Source organism: Streptomyces lichenis, from assembly GCF_023218175.1.
GTDB lineage: Bacteria > Actinomycetota > Actinomycetes > Streptomycetales > Streptomycetaceae > Streptomyces > Streptomyces lichenis.
Map to the genome: position 1 here is coordinate 210,803 of NZ_JALPTH010000003.1, position 19,488 is coordinate 230,290.

Annotated in this window: 16 protein-coding genes and 1 other RNA gene; 2 read left to right on the plus strand and 15 right to left on the minus strand. The window is 72.9% G+C overall.

Translation table 11 applies throughout. The features are described from left to right. Positions 1-410 precede the first annotated feature (410 nt). The 7 genes from M1O15_RS04610 to M1O15_RS04640 all read right to left on the minus strand — a co-directional run bounded on the left by M1O15_RS04610 (position 411) and on the right by M1O15_RS04640 (position 10,891). Positions 411-2,696, minus strand: coding sequence for a HelD family protein (locus M1O15_RS04610; protein WP_248631870.1), 2,286 nt, complete (start codon positions 2,694-2,696; stop codon positions 411-413). Positions 2,697-2,860: 164 nt separating this feature from the next. Beyond that, positions 2,861-3,823 (minus strand): anti-sigma factor family protein, encoded by a 963-nt coding sequence (locus M1O15_RS04615; protein WP_248631871.1) that lies wholly within the window; start codon positions 3,821-3,823, stop codon positions 2,861-2,863. Then, on the minus strand, positions 3,820-4,413 hold the full coding sequence (locus M1O15_RS04620; protein WP_248631872.1) for a sigma-70 family RNA polymerase sigma factor: 594 nt from the start codon (positions 4,411-4,413) through the stop codon (positions 3,820-3,822). Before M1O15_RS04620 ends, M1O15_RS04615 begins: the two co-directional genes overlap by 4 nt. 287 nt (positions 4,414-4,700) lie before the next feature. Beyond that, the gene (locus M1O15_RS04625; RefSeq protein WP_372499349.1) at positions 4,701-5,969 is read right to left on the minus strand and encodes an acyltransferase family protein; all 1,269 of its coding nucleotides are present in this window, start codon (positions 5,967-5,969) and stop codon (positions 4,701-4,703) included. Positions 5,970-6,427: 458 nt separating this feature from the next. Beyond that, positions 6,428-8,611 (minus strand): bifunctional polysaccharide deacetylase/glycosyltransferase family 2 protein, encoded by a 2,184-nt coding sequence (locus tag M1O15_RS04630; RefSeq protein ID WP_248631873.1) that lies wholly within the window; start codon positions 8,609-8,611, stop codon positions 6,428-6,430. Next, complete coding sequence (locus M1O15_RS04635) at positions 8,612-9,766, minus strand: hypothetical protein (RefSeq protein WP_248631875.1); 1,155 nt, start codon at positions 9,764-9,766, stop codon at positions 8,612-8,614. It abuts the gene before it with no gap. Positions 9,767-9,925: 159 nt separating this feature from the next. Then, on the minus strand, positions 9,926-10,891 hold the full coding sequence (locus tag M1O15_RS04640) for a LysR family transcriptional regulator (RefSeq protein ID WP_248631877.1): 966 nt from the start codon (positions 10,889-10,891) through the stop codon (positions 9,926-9,928). Between the two features lie 178 nt (positions 10,892-11,069). Here M1O15_RS04640 and M1O15_RS04645 point away from each other — a divergent pair, with 178 nt between their 5' ends. Continuing rightward, positions 11,070-12,323, plus strand: a complete 1,254-nt coding sequence (locus M1O15_RS04645) for an MFS transporter (RefSeq protein ID WP_372499350.1) — start codon at positions 11,070-11,072, stop codon at positions 12,321-12,323. Here the strand turns inward: M1O15_RS04645 and M1O15_RS04650 are convergent. The 7 genes from M1O15_RS04650 to ftsE form a co-directional block, all read right to left on the minus strand. After that, positions 12,262-12,744, minus strand: a complete 483-nt coding sequence (locus M1O15_RS04650) for a VOC family protein (RefSeq protein ID WP_248631880.1) — start codon at positions 12,742-12,744, stop codon at positions 12,262-12,264. The two genes, M1O15_RS04645 and M1O15_RS04650, sit on opposite strands and share 62 nt — an antisense overlap. A gap of 117 nt (positions 12,745-12,861) precedes the next feature. Next, positions 12,862-13,488: a DUF3159 domain-containing protein gene (locus M1O15_RS04655; RefSeq protein WP_248631882.1), complete on the minus strand. Its 627-nt coding sequence runs from the start codon at positions 13,486-13,488 to the stop codon at positions 12,862-12,864. A gap of 257 nt (positions 13,489-13,745) precedes the next feature. Continuing rightward, positions 13,746-14,115, minus strand: a transfer-messenger RNA (tmRNA) gene (gene ssrA, locus M1O15_RS04660). Between the two features lie 117 nt (positions 14,116-14,232). Next, entirely contained in the window at positions 14,233-14,718 is a 486-nt protein-coding gene (smpB, locus tag M1O15_RS04665) for an SsrA-binding protein SmpB (RefSeq protein ID WP_248631884.1), read from the minus strand. Positions 14,719-14,736: 18 nt separating this feature from the next. Further along, positions 14,737-15,921: a S41 family peptidase gene (locus M1O15_RS04670; protein WP_248631886.1), complete on the minus strand. Its 1,185-nt coding sequence runs from the start codon at positions 15,919-15,921 to the stop codon at positions 14,737-14,739. A gap of 67 nt (positions 15,922-15,988) precedes the next feature. Continuing rightward, positions 15,989-16,930, minus strand: coding sequence for a permease-like cell division protein FtsX (gene ftsX / locus M1O15_RS04675; protein ID WP_248631888.1), 942 nt, complete (start codon positions 16,928-16,930; stop codon positions 15,989-15,991). 21 nt (positions 16,931-16,951) lie between these two features. Beyond that, entirely contained in the window at positions 16,952-17,641 is a 690-nt protein-coding gene (ftsE, locus tag M1O15_RS04680; protein ID WP_105868830.1) for a cell division ATP-binding protein FtsE, read from the minus strand. Between the two features lie 292 nt (positions 17,642-17,933). Between ftsE and M1O15_RS04685 the strand changes: the two genes are divergently transcribed. Beyond that, entirely contained in the window at positions 17,934-18,125 is a 192-nt protein-coding gene (locus M1O15_RS04685) for a hypothetical protein (RefSeq protein ID WP_248631889.1), read from the plus strand. Between the two features lie 111 nt (positions 18,126-18,236). On the opposite strand, the gene M1O15_RS04690 is transcribed toward M1O15_RS04685, so the two are convergent. Beyond that, positions 18,237-19,256 (minus strand): hypothetical protein, encoded by a 1,020-nt coding sequence (locus tag M1O15_RS04690; RefSeq protein WP_248631890.1) that lies wholly within the window; start codon positions 19,254-19,256, stop codon positions 18,237-18,239. Positions 19,257-19,488: the final 232 nt, after the last annotated feature.

Below are 19,488 nucleotides of genomic sequence, written 5' to 3' on the forward strand. Positions count from 1 at the left end.
GGTGGCCGGGCGGCGCCCTCCGATGGTCGCACCTACCTGCGAGTAGCAGGTAATAACGGTCATTGAGGTTTCGGAAACTGTTTTCCGCTATGCGAGAGACACTGTACGAGGCTCACGGTCCGGGCGGAACCCCCGCCCTCGGAGGACGCCCTGAGCCGCAAACGCCGGCGGGTCCGTGTCTTCGTCGGAAGACACGGACCCGCCGGCGTTCTCAAGCGTGGAAGTGGCACCGGCCCGCCATGCTCGCCTCGCGGCAAGTGGTCGCTCTCAGCGACTAAGGTTGGGCCCGGGGGCTTGGATCGGGCCGGTGCCACACCCAGGCTAACAAACCCTCCCCGAAGGTGATTCCCGCACGCGGCAACCGATTTCCGCGATGCCCCCGAGCGGCCCCATCACCCGGGCCCCGCCTCTCAGTCCCGCAGCAGATCCGGTACGCCGTCCGCGTCCGGCTCGTCGCGCGGACCGGCGACCACGGTCAGCTGCTGGGTCGCCCGGGTGAGCGCCACGTACAGCACCCGCAGCCCGGCCGGGGACTCGTCGGCGATCTCGGCGGGCGAGACCACCACCGTGGCGTCGTACTCCAGCCCCTTGGCCTCCAGGCTGCCGAGCGCCACCACACGCTCGCCGAGGCCGTCGAGCCACCCGGCCGCCTCCTCGCGCCGCCGCATGGCGACGACCACGCCCACCGTGCCGTCCACCAGCTCCAGCTGGCGGCGCGCCTCCTCGCGTACCACCGCGCCCAGCTCGGCACCGTCCAGCGCGGTGAACCGGGGCCGTACGCCGGTGGAGCGCACCGCGCGAGGGGCCGTCATGCCGGGCATGGCCAGCGCCAGCACCCGGGCCGCCAGCTCGGCGATCTCGGCCGGGTTGCGGTAGTTCACGGTCAGCTCGAAGCGGCGGCGCGGCCGGGTGCCCAGGGCCTCGTCGCGGGCCTCGGCCGCCTCCTCGGGCAGCGGCCAGGAGGACTGCGCGGGGTCGCCGACCACGGTCCAGGTGGCGGTGCGGCCGCGCCGGCCGACCATCCGCCACTGCATGGGCGTGAGGTCCTGCGCCTCGTCCACGATGACGTGCGCGTACTCGGTGCGCTCCTGGGCGAGCCGCTCGGCCCGCTCGCGCCGGCTCTCCTCCCGTACCGGCATCAGCTCCTCCAGCCCGGTGAGCTGGTCCAGCGGGTCCAGCTCCCGCCGGCGGCGCGGCCGGGCGGGGGTGCCGAGCAGGGTGTTCAGCTCGTCCAGGAGCGCCACGTCGTGCACGGACAGCTCCGGGCGGCGCAGCGAGCGGGCGAGCCGGCGGACCTCGCCGGGGTTGAGCACCCGGCGGGCCCAGCGTCCGAGCCGGCGCTCGTCGGCCATGGCGGTGAGCACCTGGCGCGGGGTCAGCTCGGGCCACCAGGCGTCCAGGAAGCCGGTGAAGGAGTCCTCGGTGGTGACGTCCTCGTCGAAGGAGGAGCGCAGCTCGGCGGCGAGCTCGGGGTCGTTGTGCCGGGAGCCGGCGCCGGACTGGGCGTACAGGGCGTCCAGCAGCAGCCGGCGGGCGCGCGGGCGCAGCAGGTTGACCGGGGCGGTGCCGCCGAGCACGGCGTGGCGGATCCGGGTCAGCTCCTCGGCCTCCAGCTCCAGCCGGCGGCCGAAGGCGACCACCCGCAGCCGCTGCGGGGCGCCGCCGCCCTCCAGGGCGCCCCGGGCGGCCTTGCGGAGCACCTTGAGCATCCGGGCGGAGCCCTTGACCCTGGCGGTGGCGGGATCGTCGTAGCCGGTGGCCTCCGCCCCGTCGACCAGGCTGCCCAGGGCGCGGATGGCGACCTGGCCCTCCTCGCCGAGCGAGGGCAGCACGCCCTCGGTGTAGGAGACCAGCAGCGGGGTGGGCGAGACGATGAGGATGCCGCCGGAGTAGCGGCGCCGGTCCTGGTAGAGCAGGTAGGCGGCGCGGTGCAGGGCGACGGCGGTCTTGCCGGTGCCGGGGCCGCCCTCCACATAGGTGACGGAGGCGGCGGGGGCGCGGATGACCAGGTCCTGCTCGGCCTGGATGGAGGAGACGATGTCCCGCATGGTGTGGCCGCGGGAGCGGCCGAGCGCGGCCATCAGGGCGCCGTCGCCGATGACGGCCAGTTCGGCGCCGTCCAGGGCGGCGGTCAGCTCGGGGCGCATCAGGTCGTCCTCGACGCCGAGGACGCGGCGGCCCTTGGAGCGGATGACCCGGCGGCGCACCACCCGGCCGGGGTCGACCGGGGTGGCCCGGTAGAAGGGGGCGGCGGCCGGGGCGCGCCAGTCGATGACCAGCGGGGTGTAATCGGCGTCCAGCACGCCCATCCGGCCGATGTGCAGGGTCTCGCCGATGTCGGCGGTGTGGTCGGCGCGTACGGCGTCGTCGGCGGGCTCGATGGAGGTGTACGCCCCGTCGGGCCCCTTCTTGCCGTCCTTGCCGTTCAGCAGGTCGATCCGGCCGAAGAGGAAGTCCTCGTACTCGTTGTTGAGCCGGTTGAGGTGGACGCCGGCCCGGAAGACCTGGGCGTCGCGCTCGGCGAGGGCGCCGGGGGTGCCGACCTGGCCGAGCCGATGGGCGTCCTTCATCAGGAACTCCGCCTCGTGGATCTTCTCGTCCAGGCGGCGGTACACCTGGTCCAGATGCTCCTGCTCGACCCCGATCTCCCGGTCGCGGACCGTGTCGACCAGTCTGTCGGCTTCCTGCGCGGCCACCGAGGCCCCCTTCTCATGTGCGTTGGGCAGCCGTCGAGCTTATTGCACAGGAGGCGGGTGTGTCAGGCCGCGTGGCCCGGCGGGGCGGGGTACGCCCGTACGGGTGGCACGGTACGTGCGTACGGGTGTCCGCTCACCCGCGTACGGGGGCCGGGGGCCGGCCGTCAGGCGTCCACCTCCACCAGCCGCTGCCCGTCGAAGGTGCGGACCTCGAAGCGGTCGATGTCGGCCCGGCTCATCGCGGCGCCGCCGTGCACGTAGAGCGGGGAGCGGGCGGCCTCGTGCGGGCTGTCGGGAAAGCCGTACCCCCACGTGGGCACCGACCAGGAGGCGACGGTCTCCTCCTCGCCGCTCTTGGAGACGGCGACCAGCCGGCACTTCAGCGGGCCCTTGACGTTCTTCAGCTCCAGCACGGCGTGGGTGCCCCAGCCCTTCTTCTCCAGCCCGACGGTGGCGGCGACCTTGCTGCCCGGGTCGGTGCCGGTCAGCTTCTCCTCCATGTGGTGGAAGAAGGCGTCCTCGGCGGGGCTGGTGGGGTGCGGGTCGGCGGCCGCCTGGTTGGTGCGGGCGTCCTGGGCGGCGGTGCCGCCGCCGGTGGCGGCGATGGCGGCGACCGGGCCGCCGATGATCAGCGCGGCGGCGGCCGCGACCAGCAGCCGGGTGCGGCGGCGGCGCTGGGCGCGCTTGCGGGCCACCTCGTCCACCAGCCGGCCCAGCATCGGCCCGTCGCCCTCGCCCGGCGCGCCGGAGCGCGGCCCCGGCACCGGGGCGCCGTGCCGGGCGTGTCCGGGCCCGGACAGCGCGGAGGGCCCGTGGTGCGACGGGCCCGGGAAGGCGAGCGGCGGTTGCGTCCGCCGGGGTACGGAGTCCCCGTACGCGGTGTCCGGCGGGTCGCTCCACAGCGGGCCGCCCGCTCCGGGCGGGGCCAGCGGCCGGTCGGCCGGGCCGGGTGGTTCGGCGAGCAGCGCGAGCATGGGCGCCAGCCCGGAGAACTCCTCCAGGTGCGCGGCGCACACCGGGCAGCCGGCGAGGTGGGCCTCGAAGGCGGTGGCCTCGGCGTCGTCGAGAATGCCGAGCGCGTAGGCGCCGACGGCGTCGTGCACCGACTCGTTCTCGTATGTCGTCATGCCGAGATCCCCCTCTCCTCCAGTGCGAGCTTCATGGAGCGCAGCGCGTAGAACACGCGGGACCGCACGGTCCCGCTGGGTATGCCGAGTTTCTCGGCCGCCTCGTTGACCGTACGCCCCTTGAAATACGTCTCGACCAAGACTTCCCGATGGGCCGGGGTCAAATCGTCGAGCGCGTCAGAGAGCGTCATCAGCCACAACGCCTTGTCGATCTCGTCCTCCGCGGGCATGACCTCAAGCGGCGACGGATCGACCTCCTGCGGCCGGGCCTGCCGGCTGCGGTGGCCGTCGATGACGATGCGCCGGGCGACCGTCACCAGCCAGGGTCGGACAGAGCCGGTCGCGTGGTTCAGCGAACCGGCGTTCTTCCAGGCACGGATGAGCGTCTCCTGCACCACGTCCTCGGCCCGCTGGCGGTCGCCGGCGACGAGGCGGAGTACATAGGCGAGCAGGGGGCCGGCGTGTTCACGGTAGAGCGCCCGCATCAACTCCTCGTCCGGGACTTCGGGTTTGGTGCGTGGCGCCGCCGCGCGGTGCCGGGCCCGATGCGTCCCCCGACGGTCATCGGCCACGGCGGCATCCTTGCGCACCTGGAACCTCCCGGTCGAGACCCTGATCTGAGTCGTTGTCCTCCATCACTACGGGACCCCGGGCCCGGTCCACTCAACGCCGACAGGATTTTTCTCGGAAACTTTCACAAGTGCCCGTATGCGCACGGTCGGTGACGGGCGGGACGGGTGATTCGCCTGCGCTTGCCGCCGGTTGACCCCTTGGAGCCGTACGCGGGGTAACCGCCGGAGGGGGCGGAGATGGGCGCGTACGCGCCGAGGGGGCCTCCCGACAACTGGTCGGGAGGCCCCCTCGGGCAACCGGTGCGTCAGCCGGTCTTGGCGGCGGGCTTCTTCCTGGTGCCGTTGGGCCACAGCCGCGGACTGCGCTTGGCGGCGACGTCCTCCAGCCAGCCCACCGAGACGATCGCGGCGGCGAGCAGCGGGAAGACCAGCAGCAGCATCAGCACCGGGTACGCGGCGGAGATCTGCGCCTCGTAGGCCTCGATGCCGGGGATGTCCCAGACCATGTCGATGATCGGCACGGTCAGCATGATCAGCAGGTTGTGCCAGAGGTAGATGGTCACGGCCCGGTTGTTGGCGAGGGTGACCAGGCTGTCCCAGCCGGCCAGCTTCCCCGGCAGGGTCTGCCAGGACGGCGAGTACTGGAGCAGGATCACGCAGAAGCCGAACGACCAGGCGGCCTGGGCCATCGGGATGTCGTTGAGGTCCCAGCCGTCCGGGCCGAGGTGCCCGGACGCCCACCACAGCCCGAAGGCCATGATCAGCGCCGACACCGAGACCGTGGCGTACTTCGGCACCTTCGCGAACAGCCCCTCGTGGTGGGCGAAGCCCAGCACCCAGCAGGAGCCGTAGACGGCGAAGTCGGTGAGGGCCAGCCCGGTCTCACCGGGGATCCGCACCAGTCCGGTGCCGATGACGGCGGTCAGCGCGAGCGGGGCGAGGAGCGTGGCCCACGGCAGCCGGCGGAACGCCCACAGCAGCAGCGGGGAGGCGATCACGAACCACAGGTAGGCCCGGATGTACCAGAGCGGTCCGGCGGCCTGCGCGGCCCAGCTCTGCTCCAGGATCCCGGACTGGCTGCCGCTCTGCCACGGGTAGGGCGGGGCGCCGATCGGGAAGAGGTAGGAGGTCAGCCTGAGGAACCACCAGATCCCCTCCTCCTTCACCGGCTTCCAGCCCAGGTAGAACATCACCGGCAGCACGACCGCGCCGAACGCCCACATGGGCGGCAGCAGCCGGCGGATGCGCCCCCGGATGACCTCCCAGGCCGGCCGGGACAGCGAGCGCGCCATCAGCGAGCCGGCCAGCGCGAACATCACGCCCATGGACGGGAAGAGGATGGTCAGCCAGGCCCAGCCGAAGATGTGGTAGACGATCACGCGCAGCAGCGCGACGGCCCGCAGCACATCGAGGTAGCGGTCCCGGCCCGGCTTCCTCCTCGCCGCCGGCTCGGGGTCGGGCGCGGGCACGGGCTCCGGCCCGGACGCGGCCGCCGAGGGGGCCGGTTCGTCCCGGGTGTCCACCGGGGACCCGGGACCGGCCGGGACGGTGGGCAGCGCGGCGGTGGCACCCATGGCGTGGTCCGCCGCCGGTCCGCTCGCCGTGCGCTGCGCGGGCACCGGTACGGGCACGGGCGCGGGCTCGTGGCCGCGCACCGGCGGCTGGGCCGGGGCGTAGGGGTCCGCGGGGCGGGCCGGCTCCACCGGCCGCCGGGCGCCGAACGCGTCGAAGGACGCGCCAGGGTTCCCGTACGGCTCGGGGCGGCCGGTCGCCGGTCCGGGCGCCGGGTGGCCCTGGCCGTACCCGCCCCCGTAACCGTCGTTGGCGTAGCCGCTGCCGTAGCCGTCGTTCCCGTAGCCGTGACCGTCCGGTCCGGGCTGCCCGGTGCCGTTCCCGGCCTGCGGATGTCCGCCCCCGAACGGCTCGTAGGAGGCCGACGGCTCGTAGGAGGCCGAGGGGTCGAAGGGGGCCGCGGGCTCGAAGGGGTCGCGGGGCCGGGTGGGGCCGGAGCCCTCCGGCGGGGTGGGGTAGCTCATGCCACCGGCCTCCGGTCCTCGCCCGAGCGCCGCTGGCTCGGGATGGAGCCGGGCGCCTCCACCACACCGGTGCGGCGCAGCTTCTGCCAGCGCAGCCGGCCGCCGGTGAGGGCGGTGATCCAGGACTGGAGCAGCACCACGTACATCAGCTGCCGGTACAGCAGCTGCTGGAGCGGCAGGGATATCAGATGGGTCATGCGTTCCTTGTCGAGCCGGAAGGCGTACGCCGCGCAGACCGCCTGGATGGCGAGCACGCCCAGCCAGGCGACCACGGTCTGCCCGGTCGGGCCGAAGACCAGGCCGTACAGCAGGAAGACGTCGATCAGCGGGGCGAGTAGCGGGAACAACACCATGAACAGCGAGACCAGCGGCAGGCCGACCCGGCCGAAGCGGCCGGAGGGGCCGCGCTCGACCAGCGCCCGCCGGTGCTTCCAGATCGCCTGCATGGTGCCGTACGACCAGCGGTAGCGCTGCGACCAGAGCTGCTGGACGCTCTCCGGCGCCTCGGTCCAGGCGCGGGCGCGCTCGGCGTAGACCACGCGCCAGCCGTCGCGGTGCATGGCCATGGTGATGTCGGTGTCCTCGGCGAGGGTGTCCTCGCTCATGCCGCCGACCCGCTCCAGCGCCTCGCGGCGGAACGCGCCGACCGCGCCGGGGATGGTCGGCATGCAGCCGAGCACGTCGTACATCCGGCGGTCGAGGTTGAAGCCCATCACGTACTCGATGTGCTGCCAGGCGCCGATCAGCGAGTCGCGGTTGCCGACCTTGGCGTTGCCGGCCACGGCGCCGACCCGGGGGTCGCCGAAGGGCTGGACCAGCTCGCGGACGGTGGACGGCTCGAAGACCGTGTCGCCGTCCATCATCACGATGATGTCGTGGCGGGCGTTGCGGATGCCGTTGTTCAGCGCCTCCGGCTTGCCGGAGTTGACCTGCCGCACCACCCGCACGTTCGGCAGCCACATCGACTCCACGATGCCGGCGGTGCCGTCGGAGGAGCCGTCGTCGATGACGACGACCTCGATCGGGTGGTCGCTGGCCATCAGCGAGCGCACCGTGTTCTCGATGCACTCCTTCTCGTTGTACGCCGGGACCAGCACGGTGACCGGTTCGGTGACCGGCGCGCCCCAGTGGAAGCCCCGCCGGCGGACCTTGCGGGCGTGCGCGAAGGAGAGCACCAGCATCAGGCCGAAGCGGACGAAGACCAGCACACCGATGATGGCCAGGCCGCCGACCAGGACGGTGGTGACGTTCTCGGAGACGGCGACCGCCCCGGTCCACGCCTTGCCCTTCCACAGCTCCGGGCCGGTGACCGGGGTGTGGGCGCTGGGCGCGCCGAGGGCGTCGGTGAGGGTGGTGAACTCGTAGCCGCGCTTCTGCATGTCCGGCAGGAACCGGTCGAGCGCGGCGACGGTCTGCGAGCGGTCACCGCCGGAGTCGTGCATCAGCACGATGGAGCCCTCGGTGCCCTTGGGCGTGGCGCGCTTGATGATCGCCTCGACGCCGGGGCGCTTCCAGTCCTCGGAGTCGGTGTTGTTGAAGGCGGTGATGTAGCCGCGGCTGCCGATGTACTGGGTGACCGGCCAGGCCTCGTTGTCGAGGGCGTCGGAGAACGAGGAGTACGGGGGCCGGAACAGCGAGGTGCGCACCCCGGCCGCGCCGGTGATGGCGAGCTGGTTCTGCGACAGCTCCCAGTCGATGCGGTCCTTGGACTGGAAGGACAGGTCGGGGTGGTTGAAGGTGTGCAGCCCGAGCTCGTGGCCCTCGTCCACCATCCGCTTGACCAGGTCCGGGTAGCGCGAGGCCATGGTCCCGGTGACGAAGAAGACGCCGTGGGCGTCGTACTCCTTGAGCTTGTCCAGCACCCGGGGCGTCCAGACCGGGTCGGGTCCGTCGTCGAAGGTGATGACCAGCTTCTGGTCGGGGACGCTCAGCGCCTTGGGCTCCGCGCCGCGGGCGTCGATGACCGGGCCGCCCTCCAGGATGTGCTGGGGCACCTTGTCGGTGGGCGCGGGGGTGCGCACCCGGTGGTCGGCGAGGATCTCGCTGTGCACATAGCCGCGCAGCATGAGCATCGCCATGAGCGCGACCAGGAACAGGGAGGGAAGCAGATAGCGCATGGGCAGCCTGCGCCGGCGGACGCGCCGCTGCTTCTGGGCGCGCCGCCTGCCGGAGGATGTCATCTACGGTGTGCCTTCCGCGGCCATCTGCTGGCCGCCGCTCTCTTCGACCGGCGGGTCGGCGGGGTCTTCGGTGGGTGGGGTGACGGTCGGCTCGTCCGTCGGCTCCGTGGTCGGCGGCTCCTCGGTGACCGAGGGCTTGCCCGTGGAGGGTTTGGTGGCGCCGGTGCCACCGCCGGAGGGCCGCTCGTCGGAGGGCCGGGTGTCGGGCCGGTCGGGCCGCTCCGACGTGGTCTCGCCCTCGCGGCCGGGGGTGGTGGTCCCGGCGTCGGCGGAGGTGCCGGGCCGCGGATCGGCGGGGGTGCCGCCCTTCACGTCCGCGCTGCCGGAGGAGCTCGGGTTCGCCGCGCCCCCGGGGTCGGCGGAGGTGGTGGCGCCGGGTTCGGCGTCGACGGCCTCGGTGACGGGTGCGCTGCCGCTGGGCGCGGGCTCGACCTTGGAGGTCTCGGCCTTCTTCTCGGCGGCCGGGCCGGGGATGAGCAGCCAGGGGGCGGCCGAGTTGCCTCCGATGACGGAGACGACGAGCGTCACGGCGTAGACGGCGCAGGCCGCGGCCAGCACCCAGCCGAGGCGGCGGAACTTCTTGCTGCGGCGGCCGCTCTCGTCCACGAAGACGGGGCCGTCGGGGGCGGCGTCGGAATCGGCGCCGGGTATGTCCACCGGGTCGGGTATGACGGATATGCCCGCCCCGCCGGATATCGGGTCACCCGCCATGCCGACCGGCGGCAGCACCGTGGTCGCCTCGACGGGGTCCTCGTCCTCCACCGCGGCACCGACCGACGGCAGCACGGTCATCTGCCCGCCCGCACCGCCGACCGGCGGCAGCACGGCGGTCTGGTCCGCCGCGCCGTACGGGGCGTCCGCCCACTGGCCGTGGCCGTGGTCGGCATACGCGGCGGTGCCGCCCTGGTGTCCGCCCCGGTCGCCGGAGTACGCGAAGTCGTCCAGCTGCTGGGGCAGGGTGCCCTGGTGTACGGAGTGATCGAACGGGTAGGAGGCGTCCGGACCCGGGTAGCCGTAGCCGCCCGCCGCACCGGTGGCCGAAAGACCACCGTGCTGTACGGCGCTTTGGTATGTACCATCTGACGAGGTGTCACCGTACGTCTCGTACGGTTCAGCCGCATGCCCGTTCCAGGCAGGTTCTTGCCACTTGTCCACTGTGTACGCACATCCCCCATTGAGCCGGAGCTGGGCGCACATGGACTGGCTGGAATCGTGGCGCCGGACCGGTCCCCACCCGTCCCTGCGCCACCACTGTTTCTGCTGCACCCGAGACCTATGAATGTAGCGCACGACTACCAAGGACATGGGTTTGGTTCAGTCATTGCCAGTCATGTGCCAAAGGTCACTCTCCGGCAGCCATGTCCCCTCCGCCCTGCGCAACCACCCTCCCTCGGCCGCCAACTCGGCGGCCGCCGCCCGCAATGCGTCCAGCGCGGGATGGCGCAGACCCCGGCGCCAGACCAGCGACACCGGTGACAGCGGCACCGGCCGCACCAGCGGGCGGAGCACACAGCCCGCCATGGCCGGAAAGTCCACCACGGCCAGGACCGGGCGGCGGGTCTTGGCCATGATCCGGCGGAACTCCTCCGCGCCCACCGCCACCGGGGCGGGCGGCGCCACCGCGATCGAGCGCCCGGCGAACAGCCGCGCCGCCAGGTCGGTCCACTCCAGGGTCGCCGGGTTGCCCGCCCCCGCGTAGACCGTCTCCCCGGCCAGCGCGTCCAGCTCCACCTCGTCCCGCCCGGCCAGCGGATGCCCCTCGGGCAGCAGCACCGCCATCGGCTCGTACCGCACCGGCTGCGCCCGGAGCCCGGCCCGCGCCCGCTCCGGCAGCCCGGCGAACCGCCCGAAGGCCGCGTCGATCCGCCCGGCCGCCAGCTGGGCCACCGCACCGGTCAGTCCGCTGCCGTAGCGGGCCATCAGCTCGCAGCCCGGAGCCAGTTCGCGGGCCCGGGCCAGCACCCGGCCGGAGACCAGCCCGTCGGTGTTGACGTCCACCAGCAGCGGCCGGGCGGCGTCGGTGAAGGCCGCGTCCAGCCCCTCGTACGCGGCGAGCACCGCCCGCGCGTGCGGCAGCAGCCGCTCCCCGTCGGCGGTCAGCGCCACCTGGCGGGTGGAGCGGGTGAACAGCTCCGCCCCCAGCTCCCGCTCCAGCCGGCGGATGTCCCGGCTCAGCGCCTGCTGGGCGGTGAACAGCCCGGCGGCGGCGCGGGTGAAGTGCAGCTCCTCCGCCACCGCGAGAAAGCCCCTCAGCAGCCGGGGCGGCAGATCGGCGACCATGGCCCCAGAACTTACAACACAGACGCGTCAATCGCCCTCGACCAGGTGTTGGACCCCCACCGCCCTCCCCGCCGAAGCTGACCCCGTGCCCTCCCCCGAACCCCCTCCCCACACCTCCTTCCACCTCGCCCTCTCCCCCGAGTCCCCGGTCCTCGGCCCGCGCCGCTCCTCCCCCGCCCTGATCCCGCGCACCGGCCTCCCATCCCACCGCGCCCCCCGCTCCCCTTCTCCGCGCGGCTCCTCCTACCGCCGGCTCTTCGACGCCCCCGGGGCGCGGGCCTTCACCCTGGCCAACCTCCCCGCCCGGCTGACCGCCGGGATGTTCAGCGTCAGCGCGGTGATCATGATCGCCGGGGCCTACGGCTCCTACGCCCTGGCCGGGGCGGTCACCGCCACCGGGCTGACCGCCACCGCGCTGGTGGCCCCCTTCACCGCCCGGCTGGCCGACCGCCACGGGCAGGGCAGGGTGGCCGTCCCCGCCACCGCCCTCGCCGTCCTCGGCTCCCTCGCCCTGCTGCTCTGCGTCCACCTCCGGGCGCCCGCCTGGACCCTGTTCGCCGCGTACGCCGCGACCGCCACCACGCCCAACCTCGGCGGGATGGCCCGCGCCCGCTGGGCGCGTCTGCACCGGGACGACCCGGCGGCCCGGCACACCGCCAACGCCTTCGAGCAGGCCGTGGACGAGCTGTGCTTCATGCTCGGCCCGGTGGCCGCCGCCTTCCTGTGCGCGGCCCTCTTCCCCGAGGCCGGCACCCTCACCGGCGCCGCGCTGCTGCTCACCGGCACCCTGCTGTTCGCCGCCCAGCGCACCACCGAACCCCCGGCGACCCGCCCGGCCACCCGCTCCCCCACCCCCCTCCGATCCCCCGGCATGCCCGCCCACCTCACCGTCTTCCTCGCCACCGGCGCGGTCTTCGGCTCCCTGGAGGTGGTGACCCTGGCGTACGCGGAGGGCCCGGCGGGCGGTGTGGTGCTGGCGCTCCAGGCGGCCGGCTCCTGCCTGGCGGGGCTGGTCTACGGCCGGTCCCGGCGCGGCGGCGGTCTCACCGGCTGCCTGGTGGCGATGACGGCCCTGATGTGCCTTCCGCCGCTGGCGGTGGCTGCGACCGGCTCGCTGCCGGTGCTGGCCGCCGCCCTGCTGGTCGCGGGCGCGGCCACCGCGCCGACCATGGTGACCGGGATGACCCTGGTCCAGAAGCTGACCCCGTCCGGGCAGCTCAACGAGGGCATGACCCTCGCGGTGACCGCCCTGCTCGGCGGTATCGCGGCGGGCGCGGCCGGCGGCGGCCGGCTGGTCGAGCACCTCGGCCCCGCCACCGCCTACGCCACCCCCGCCGGCGCCGCCGCCTTGGCCCTGTTCCTCTCCCTCCTCAGCCTTCGGCGGCCAGCCTCCCGCCGAGCTCCTCGTCCGCCACATCCTCCTGGTGGGTGAGGAACACCCACTGATGGCCCGAGGGGTCGCGCAGGATGACGGTCCGGTCGCCGTGGAAGGTGTCCGTCGGCGGCTGGAGGATCTCCGCCCCGGCCTCCTCGGCGCGCGCCGCCAGCGCGTCCACGTCGTCCACGAAGACATGGAGCGCCACCGAGGTCCCACCCAGCGCCGTGGGCGCCCGGAACCCTCCGCCCCCGCCCTCCCCATCGGAATCACCCAGCATCAGCACCGAGGGCCCGATGCTGATCTCGGCGTGCAGCACCCCGCCGCCCGGGGCGTCCACCCGTACGTCCTCCCGGGCGCCGAAGGCCCGCTGGTAGAAGTCGATCGCCGCCGCGGCGTCCGCCACCCTGATGTTCGGCACCACCGCGTACCGGTACCGGTCCGGGGTCTCGCCGCCCTTTTCCGTGCCCTCACTCATCCTCGGCCTCCCCTCGTCAGGCGCCGGGGCGGACCCCCCGCGCTCCGCCACCCAACGTAGGAGCCCGCCCCCACCCGAGGTCAAGGGCGCCTGGGGCCAAGGGCATTGGCGCCCCCGCTACCGCAGCGCCGCCGACCGCGCCTGACCTCGGACGTACTCCGGGTACCACTTGGTGAACTTGATGGCGAGGACCAGCAGGATGATCGGGATGACCCAGTTGAACCAGTCGCCCAGGCCACTCGTGTGCAGGGCGATCAGTCCCAGGACGGCGGTGACCAGGAAGACGGTTGCCCACACGGCGGTCAGCACCTGGTTGGTGCGGTGGAAGGCGGGGGTGTTCCACAGCTCCCGGGGCACCGACTCCCGGGCGTACTGCTCGGTGAAGGGCATGGTGGCCAGGGAGGCGAAGGCGACCACCGCCAGCACGCCGTTGGACAGCACCTGGGCGTAGGTCTCCAGCCAGATCAGGTCCTGGCGGTCGAGGACGAACCCGAGGATCCAGATCACCCCGAAGAAGAGGATGGCGGCCACGTTGAGCAGCTTGGCCGTCCCGTGCCGGAGGTCGGGCAGGCTGAGCACCACCGAGGCGACGAGCGCGGTGAAGGCGGCGAGCTTCCAGGTGCTGGGTCCGGCGATCACATCGAAGATGATCCAGGGCGCGAAGCTGAGGATGACCCCGCCGCCGTGCAGGGGGGAGGGCCGCGTACCCGTGTCGCTGCCGGTCCGTTCATGGAGATGAGCCATCGGTACCTCCGCGGAAGGGGCGCCCCGTACGACGCCACTCCGTACTCATCGTGCGAGCCCCGCCCCCCGCCCGCATCTCGGACGCACGGCAGACACGACGACGAGCCTTCGGGGCCCAAGACCACGAACGCCCACCCCGACGAACCCCCGGGGGTGCGGGTGGGCGAAGCCCCCCGCCCAGCGCGGACGAAGTCCGCGCACAACACGACGAGGCGACCCATGCCCGCGCTGTCCGCGGGCACAGATCGCCTGTCGCCGAGTGGAGATGGCGGGAATCGAACCCGCGTCCAACGGTGCGGAATCAGGGCTTCTCCGTGTGCAGTCCGCTTCGCTTTTCTCAGCCCCGGAGATCACGCGGACAAGTCTCCGACGGGCTCAGTCACTGTTTGTTTTTCCGCTACACCCCGTGACCGGGTCTAGCGGTGGAGTTCCCTAGTCGATGCCAGGATCCGGGTCGGGAACACCCCCGGGCTGACACTTCGCAAGTCGCTACTTAGGCAGCGAGGGCGAAGGAATCGCGCTTGGTGTTGGCGATTATTGGTTTCGGCGCGTGGTTTACGAGATCATTGCCGCTTCCTCGACACGCTTCCCCTGCTTCGACATCCGCTGTCGAAACCGATCATCCCCATGTTGATTTTTCAATCCGCGCCCCTGCCGTGAGGGGCAGGAGCCATCGTACGTGACCAACGTGCGATGGTGCCAGCGCATTCCCGACCGGCGCGGGGCCCGGTGCCGTACGGACGCTCAGGCCCGCTGGCGGCGGCGGGCGGCGGAGACGGCGCGGTCGGTCTCGCGGCGGTCCTGCTTCTCGCGCAGGGTCTGCCGCTTGTCGAACTCCTTCTTGCCCTTGGCGAGCGCGATCTCGACCTTCGCCCGGCCGTCCTTGAAGTACAGGGCCAGCGGGACGATGGTGTGGCCGGTCTCCTGGGACTTGGACTCCAGCTTGTCGATCTCCGCGCGGTGCAGCAGCAGCTTGCGCTTGCGGCGGGCGCTGTGGTTGGTCCAGGTGCCCTGGGCGTACTCGGGGACGTGCACGTTGTGCAGCCAGGCCTCGTTCCCGTCGATCTGGACGAAGCCGTCCGCCAGCGAGGCGCGCCCCTGGCGGAGCGACTTCACCTCCGTGCCGGTGAGCACGAGGCCGCACTCGTAGGTGTCCAGGATGTGGTAGTCGTGCCGCGCCTTCTTGTTCTGCGCGACCAGCTTGCGTCCGGTGTCCTTCGCCTTCGTCATAGTGCCGTCATTTTCGCACTACGACCCGGTGCCCAGGCCACTCAATACCTGGCGGGCCCGCTCCTCCGCGCCGCTTTCGTCCGCCGACAGGTCGGGGGTGATGCCCCGGCCGTCCACGGCGGCCCCGGACGGGGTGCGGTAGTGGCCGACGGTGGTCTCGGCGACCGAGCCGTCCGGCAGGGCGCTGGGCATCTGCACCGAGCCCTTGCCGTACGTACGGCTGCCGACGGTGACCGCCCGGCCGCGGTCCTTCAGGGCCCCGGCCAGCAGCTCGGCCGCGCTCATCGTGCCGCCGTCCAGCAGCACCGCCAGCGGGCGGCCGGTGTCCCCGCCGGGCTCGGCGGTGAGGCTGCGCTGCTCGCCGTCCATGTCGTACGTGGCGACCAGCCCGCCGTCCAGGAAGGCGGAGGCCGCGGTGACCGCCTCGGCGACCAGTCCCCCGCCGTTGCCCCGCAGGTCCAGCAGCACCCCGGCGCCGGGCGGGGCGGCCCGGACCGCCTCGCGCACCCGCTCGCCGCTGCCCTTGGTGAACGCCGCCACCCTGATCCGTACCGTGCCGTCGGCGGGCCGGCGGACGGTGACGTCCTCCGCCGCCAGGGTGGTGCGGCGCAGGGCCTGGGTCCAGGCGCGGGCGCCGCGCTGGACGGCGAGGCTGACCTCCGTACCGGGCCGGTCCCCCTCCCCCCGCAGCAGGGACACCGCCTCGGCGGCCGGCCGGTCCTCCACGGGGCGGCCGTCCACCGCGCGCAGCCGGTCGCCGGGGCGCAGTCCGGCGCGGTCGGCGGGGCCGCCCGCGCGGACCTTGGCCACCTCGATCCGGCCGTCGGCGGCGCGCCGCACGGAGAGCCCGACGCCGGTGTACCGGCCGTCCAGGGCGCGGGCGAACTCGGCGTACTCGCCCCGGTCGTAGACCGCGCCCCAGCGGTCGCCGCTGCGGCTGACGACCTCCTCGGCCGCCTGGGCGCCGGACTTGCCCTCGGCGACCGCCTCGGCGGCCGCCCGGGCCAGCTCGGCGCGGTCCACCCGGGCCGGCGCGGTCCCGTCGGCCCGGGCCGCGGGGGTGGGACGGTGCAGGCCCTCGTCCTGCTGGGGCAGGCAGTCGATGGCCGCCGCGGTGGCGACCACGGTGGCGAAGAGCACGGTCAGGGCCGCCCCGCGGCTGCGAGGACCGCGGGGCCGCGTACAGAACTCGGGGCCCGGCATGGCGCCCACTCTAGGACAAGCCCAGGGCGGAGGACGGCCGTTGGCGAGGAGGCGCCAGGGGCGCTCGTCACACCTTCAGGTACTTGCGCAACGCGATGAGCGCCGCCAGGGACGGCATCAGCAGGCCGATGACCAGCACCAGCGGCAGCACCGCGACGACCGCGTCCCAGCCGATGAAGTTGACCACCGGCATCGTCTCGGCGAGTCGCAGCCCGCCGTCGATCAGGAAGTACCGCCCCAGCAGCAGCAGTCCGCAGGCCACCACACCGCCCAGCAGACCGGCGACGGCGGCCTCCATGATGAACGGCATCTGGATGTAGAAGCTGGACGCGCCGACCAGCCGCATGATCCCGGTCTCCCGGCGGCGGCTGAACGCCGACACCCGCACGGTGTTGACGATCAGCAGCAGCGCGATCACCAGCATCAGCGCCATCACGCAGAGCGCCGCCACGTTCATCCCGCGCATCATCTGGAAGAGCGTCTCCAGCTCCTCGCGCTGGTCCTGCACCGAGTGCACCCCGGCCCGCCCCGCGAAGGCGGTCGAGATCACCTGGTACTTCTCCGGGTCCTTCAGCTTGATGCGGTACGACTCCTGCATCTGGTCCGGGGTGATGATGCTGGCGATCGCGCTGTCCCCGTACAGCTCCTTGTAGTGCTTGTACGCCTCGTCCGAGGTCTCGAAGTAGACCTTGTCGACGATCGCCGTGAGCTCGTCGAGGTCGGACTTGATCTCCTTCTTCTGCGCCGCGGTGACCGCGCCCTTGGCGCAGGCGGGGGTCGCCGGGGCGCCCGCCGCCCCTCCCCCCGCGTCGTTCTTGTTGCAGAGGTAGACGGTGACGTTGACCTTGTCGTACCAGAAGTCCTTCATCGCGCTGACCTGCTGGCGCATCAGCAGCGCACCGCCGAACAGGGCGAGCGAGAGGGCCACGGAGACGATGACGGCGAAGGTCATCGTGAGGTTGCGACGGAGGCCGACACCGATCTCCGACAGTACGAACTGGGCGCGCATCGCGTGCGTTTCAGCCTTTCCTCAGTGCTGGTAGCCGTAGACGCCGCGTGCCTGGTCGCGGACGAGGCGGCCCTTCTCCAGCTCGATGACGCGCTTGCGCATCTGGTCGACGATGTTCTGGTCGTGGGTGGCCATCACCACGGTGGTGCCGGTGCGGTTGATCCGGTCCAGCAGCTTCATGATGCCGACCGAGGTCTGCGGGTCGAGGTTGCCGGTCGGCTCGTCCGCGATCAGCAGCATCGGCCGGTTGACGAACGCCCGGGCGATGGCGACGCGCTGCTGCTCACCGCCGGACAGCTCGCCGGGCATCCGGTCCTCCTTGCCGCCGAGGCCGACCAGGTCCAGCACCTGGGGGACGGCCTTGCGGATCTCGCCGCGCGGCTTGCCGATGACCTCCTGGGCGAACGCCACGTTCTGCGCCACGGTCTTGTTGGGCAGCAGGCGGAAGTCCTGGAAGACGGTGCCGAGCTGGCGCCGCATCTGCGGCACCTTCCAGTTGGAGAGCCGGGCCAGGTCCTTGCCGAGGACGTGCACCATGCCGTGGCTGGCGCGCTCCTCCCGCAGGATCAGCCGGAGGAAGGTGGACTTGCCGGAGCCCGAGGAGCCCACCAGGAAGACGAACTCGCCCTTCTCGATCTCCAGGGAGACATCCCTGAGTGCGGGGCGGTTCTGCTTCGGGTAGCTCTTGGAGACGTTGTCGAATCGGATCACGGATGCACCACGGTCGGCAGGGAGTAGGTGAGCGTGACCATACGCGAACCCGGCCCGGCCGCGCAGTCGCCGTCCTGGCTTGCCCTTTATGTCCGTACGGGGTAGGACGCCGGGCGCTCCCGGGCCGGATCGGGATTCCCGGGGGCCCGCGCCTAATTCCGGCGGACCTGGCACAGTGGAAGGGGGAACGGTCCCGTCCCCCCGAGCGTTGTACGCCGGAGAACTGTGTGCACAGTCCGCGTCGGTGCACGGTCCGCTTCCGCGGTGCCGCCGCGCGGGAGGAGGAGAGCGCATGACCTTTGACCGACTGGTGTGCGCCAACTGCGCGGCCCCCGTCAGCGAGGGCCGCTGCCCGGTGTGCCGGGCCAACCGCGAGCGCCTCCAGCAGGACGGCGCGTTCGGCGGAATGAGCCCGGCGGCGCTGCTGGCGGCACTGATCGTGCTGGTGGCGGCGGTCGCCCTGCTCGCCCACCAGGCGGCGTAGCCCGGGAGGCCGCGGAGCCGCGGGCGCGGCGAGGACACGGCAGAGGGCCTGAGCGGGCCGTAGAAGCCCGCTCAGGCCCTCTGTGCTGCCTGTGGGTGCCGTCCGGCCAGGTCAGGCGGCGGTACGTCCGCCGGCGACCAGGCGCGGCAGCATCCGGAAGCCGATGCCGCCGACGATCATCGTCGCGGCGCCGATCAGCAGGAACGAGGTCTCCGCGGCGCCGGTCTCGGCGAGCTCGCCCTGGGCCTTGGGCGCGCCGACGGCCTTGGCGTCGCCGCCGATCTCCGCCAGCTCCTCCTTGGCCTCACCCTGCTGCACCGGCTGCGAGCCGACGGAGTCGGTGTCGGTGCCACCGGTGGAGCCGGACCCGCCGGTGGAGCCGGACCCGCCGGTGGAGCCCGTGGTGCCGGTGGAGCCGCTCTGGCCGCCGTCGGTGCCGGTGGTGCCCGTCGAGCCGCTCTGCCCGCCGTCGGTGCCGGTGCTGCCGGTCGAACCGGTCGAGCCCGTGGTGCCGGTGCTGCCCGTCGAGCCGGTGCTGCCCGTGCTGCCGGTCGAGCCCGTGGAACCGGTGGAGCCGGTGCTCCCGGTCGAGCCCGTGGAACCAGTGGAGCCCGTCGTACCGGTGGTGCCCGTCGTACCCGTCGTGCCCGTGGTCCCGGTCGTGCCCGTGGTCCCGGTCGTGCCCGTGGTGCCGGTCGTCCCCGTCGTGCCCGTGGTCCCGGTGGTACCCGTGGTGCCGGTCGTCCCCGTGGTGCCGGTGGTCCCGGTCGTCCCCGTGGTCCCGGTGGTGGCAGGGTCACCGGTGGTGCTCGTACCGGTCGTCCCGATCGTCCCCGTGGTACCGGTGGTGCCGGTCGTCCCCGTGGTCCCGGTCGTGGCGGGGTCACCGGTGGTGCCCGTGCTGGTGGTGCCGGCGTCCGCGCCGTCGACGGTGTTGCCGCCGGCGCCCGTGGTGGTCGGGCCGCCGTCCAGCTCACCGCCGACGCCGAGGCCGGCCTCGCCCTGGACGCTGATGCCCGCGACCTCTATCCCGGCGGCGGAGGCCACACCGGCCGCCGTCAGGGACGCACCGGCCGCGATCACCGCGCCCGCGGCGATCCGCGCGACGCGGACGCGCGTCTTCTTCGTCATCTGCTGCTACCCCCAGTAGCCGAGTCATCGATGGAGCAGCGCGCCGGAACCGGCGGACACTGGGGGTGTGCTGTCGCCCCCGATCACAGCCACTCGGCATGCGCATGCCGCGCGCCAGCCTTCCCAGTTTTGCCGAGCGCGTCAAGGCGGTTACGGGGCGAATGCCGGGAATGGTGGCCGTTGTCGGGGTGCAACGGTGCGATTGTGACGCAGGACGCCGAACTCCCCGCCA